At 64.1% G+C, this 3,147-nt stretch carries 4 protein-coding genes; 1 reads left to right on the forward strand and 3 read right to left on the reverse strand.

Annotated elements, in window-relative coordinates; genetic code table 11:
• Nucleotides 1–66: 66 nt before the first annotated feature.
• The 3 genes from EN906_RS28560 to EN906_RS28570 all read right to left on the reverse strand — a co-directional run bounded on the left by EN906_RS28560 (nt 67) and on the right by EN906_RS28570 (nt 2,400).
• Complete coding sequence (locus tag EN906_RS28560; RefSeq protein ID WP_127267259.1) at nt 67–771, reverse strand: glutathione S-transferase N-terminal domain-containing protein; 705 nt, start codon at nt 769–771, stop codon at nt 67–69.
• Between the two features lie 160 nt (nt 772–931).
• A complete protein-coding gene (locus EN906_RS28565; RefSeq protein WP_127375543.1) occupies nt 932–2,140 on the reverse strand; it encodes a beta-ketoacyl-[acyl-carrier-protein] synthase family protein in 1,209 nt (402 codons plus the stop codon).
• Between the two features lie 5 nt (nt 2,141–2,145).
• On the reverse strand, nt 2,146–2,400 hold the full coding sequence (locus EN906_RS28570) for an acyl carrier protein (protein WP_013528393.1): 255 nt from the start codon (nt 2,398–2,400) through the stop codon (nt 2,146–2,148).
• A gap of 222 nt (nt 2,401–2,622) precedes the next feature.
• On the opposite strand from EN906_RS28570, the gene EN906_RS28575 reads away from it, so the two are divergent.
• On the forward strand, nt 2,623–3,147 hold a 525-nt coding region (locus EN906_RS28575), incomplete at its 3' end, for an urease accessory protein UreD (protein WP_206529190.1).

The raw sequence follows: 3,147 nt of genomic DNA on the forward strand, positions 1-3,147 counted from the left end.
TCCGTCATGGGCACACGCGGTTCGAAGGCCAAAGCGAAGGCCAAATAGCCGCGCTTCGAAGGCTGGCTATCCCTTGGCCGGGATGGTCAGGCCTTTCTGCACCGCCGGCCGCGCCAGGCCGCGCTCCAGCCATGTCGAGACATTGGCGAAATCGTCGAAGCCGACGAGTTCGCGGGCTTCGTACAAGCCGATCAGGTTGCGCACCCAGCCGAGCAGCGAGATGTCGGCGATGGTGTAGTCATTGCCCATGATCCACTTGCGCCCCTTCAGCCTGCCGTCGAGCACACCGAGCAGTCGCTTTGACTCGTCGCGATAGCGCTCCAGAGGGCGTTTGTCGGCGATCTCGCGGCCGGCGAATTTGTGGAAGAAGCCGACCTGGCCGAACATCGGCCCCACCGAAGCCATCTGGAAGAACACCCACTGGATGGTCTCGTAGCGGCGCGCGGCATCGATGGGCATGAGCAGGCCGGTTTTTTCAGCGAGGTAGAGCAGGATGGCGCCGGATTCGAACAGGCCGATCGGCTTGCCGTCCGGACCGTTCGGATCGATGATCGCCGGTATCTTGCCGTTGGGATTGAGCGACAGGAATTCCGGTGTCCAGCTTTCGTTCTTGCCGATGTTGACCAGATGCGGCTCATAGGGCAGGCCGAGCTCCTCCAGGGCGATCGATATCTTCACGCCGTTCGGCGTTGTCGCCGAATAGAGCTGGAGCTGGTCCGGATGCTTGGCCGGCCAACGCGTTGCGATCGGAAAGGCGGACAGGTCTGCCATGGAAACTCCTGAATGGGGTTCGCGCCGAGCGGCGCGGTCTTGGCGGGTCGGCCAAGGATTAGACGCGGCGCACGGCACGATCAATATGGCGGTGAAGGTTTCGTCGTGCACGAACAATCAACGGAATGGTCTGCCTGAGGCAGATCGCGCGCCCCTTAGATCAGACGGCCTTGAAGGCCAGCACGGCATTGGTGCCGCCGAACGCGAAGCCGTTGCTGATCGCGGCGCGCACCTTGCGCTCGCGAGGCACGTTCGGCGTGACGTCGAGGTCGCAATCGGGATCGGCCTCGCGAAAATTGGCCGTCGGCGGCACCATGCCTTCGCGGATCGCCATCACGCAGGCGATCATCTCCAGCGCCCCCGATGCGCCGAGGCAATGGGCGTGCATCGACTTGGTCGACGACACCGAAAGCTTGTAGGCATGGTCGCCGAAGACGCGCTTGATCGCTGCCGTCTCGATCTGGTCGTTGGCCTTGGTGCCGGTGCCATGGGCGTTGAGGTAGTCGACATCCTCGGGATTGAAGCCGGCATCGGCCAGGCAGGCGCGCATGGCCGCTGTCGGCCCTTCGACGGTCGGCGCGACAATGTCGGAGGCATCGGCGGAGAGGCCGGCGCCGGCGGCCTCGGCAAGGATGGTGGCGCCGCGCGCCATGGCATGCTCGTAGGTTTCCAGGACCGCCATGCCGGCGCCCTCGCCGAGCGACAGGCCCTGGCGATCCGCCGAGAATGGCCGGCAGGTATCGGGCGCCAGCACGCGCAATGCTTCCCAGCCCTTCAGGATGCCCCAGACCAGCGGCGCATCGGTGCCGCCGGCGACCATCACATCGGCGCGGCCAAGCCTGATCTGGTCGACGGCCGAGGCGATGGCGTGGTTGGAGGAGGAGCAGGCCGAGGTGACGCCGAAGACCGGGCCGCGCAGGCCCAGACTCATGCTGACATGGCCGGAGGCCGCGCTTGGCATAACCTTTGGCACGGTGAAGATACCGGCGCGGTTCTTGCCCTCGACCAGGATGGCGCGATAGCTCTCTTCGATCGCCTCCCAGCCGCAGACGCCGACACCGACGACGGTGCCCATCCGATAGGTGGTGGCTTCATTCGAAACCAGGCCGGCCTCCTGCATGGCTTCTCTGGCTGCGATGGTCGCCAGCAGGCTGAAGCGGTCCATCGACACGGTCTGCTTGCGGTCGATTCCGTGATCGGGAAGCGCCTTGATTTCGCAGCCGACCTTGACCTTCAAATCATGCAGTTGGGGACTTGTGATCTGGCCGATGGCCGAGCGGCCGGCGCGCATCTCGTTCCAGATCGCGGGCGCGCTGGTGCCGAGCCCGCAAATGCCGCCCATGCCGGTGATGACAACGCGCTGCCGCATTCAGTTCAGGCTTTTTTCGCGATCAGCGCGCGCACAGCTTCGACCATGTCGCCGACGTTCTTCAGATTGCTCCAGGCGTCGACCGTGTTCATCTCGATCTCGATGCCATACTCTTCCTCAAGATCGAAGATAATCTCCGTCAGCTCGAGCGAATGGATGCCAAGCGAGGTCAATTCGGTGGTGGTGGTGATTTCTTCGCCGCCCGGCTCGGCATGAGCCTTGATCTTCGCGATGATATCCGTTGCCAGCTGGTCGGCCATTCGGTTCCTTCCCCACTATCTCGACGTTTCCCGACGCCAACTGAGCAGCGCCCCTTTTTCTCCTGGTATCAAGCCGTCGTCGTCGTTTAATGCCTCCGCCAAGCGCAGCATGACCGTACCAAGGTGGTTCCCTCTATAGAAACCGAAACGTTGTCAAGCAACAAGCTATATCGAACTCCATATCGACAAAGCCGACGGAGTGCTTAACGTGCAGGCATGGATATGGGCGAACCTAGCGGCGAACATGACGGGATTTCGACGCAGCGCGTTGCGGGCGTCGCGCGGCTTTCCTGCGCGCTCAGTGAGGGCCGCACGCGCCTGCGGCGCCTCTATCAGGACGGCGCCGCCAAGATAAGGATGCCGGCCGTCTCGGCCGATCCGTTTGAGGCGGTGCTGATCAACACCGCCGGCGGGATGACCGGCGGCGACCGTATCGCCTGGGAGGTGGATGTCGGCGCGGCCGCTTCGGCATCGATCACCACGCAGGCCTGCGAGAAAATCTACCGGGCCGCGTCCGACCGTGCCGAAGTGCGGGTCAATTTGTCGGTCGGCGAAAATGGCCGGATCGCCTGGCTGCCGCAGGAAACCATCGTCTTCGACCGGGCGGCCTTTGCCCGCACGCTCGACGTCGAGCTTGCCGTCGGCGCCGAGGCGCTGGTGCTGGAAGCCGCCGTCTTCGGCCGCCTGGCGATGGGCGAACGCGCCACGCAGGGCAACTTCCATGACCGCTGGCGTGTGCGCCAGGAT

The sequence above is a fragment of the Mesorhizobium sp. M7A.F.Ca.CA.004.06.1.1 genome, from assembly GCF_003999135.1.
Taxonomy (GTDB): Bacteria; Pseudomonadota; Alphaproteobacteria; order Rhizobiales; family Rhizobiaceae; genus Mesorhizobium.

Bases quoted from the DNA above. Each gene is read 5' to 3' on its own strand.
- EN906_RS28570 (WP_013528393.1), bottom strand. From the start codon at position 2,400: ATGGCCGACCAGCTGGCAACGGATATCATCGCGAAGATCAAGGCTCAT.
- EN906_RS28560 (WP_127267259.1), bottom strand. From the start codon at position 771: ATGGCAGACCTGTCCGCCTTTCCGATCGCAACGCGTTGGCCGGCCAAG.
- EN906_RS28565 (WP_127375543.1), bottom strand. From the start codon at position 2,140: ATGCGGCAGCGCGTTGTCATCACCGGCATGGGCGGCATTTGCGGGCTC.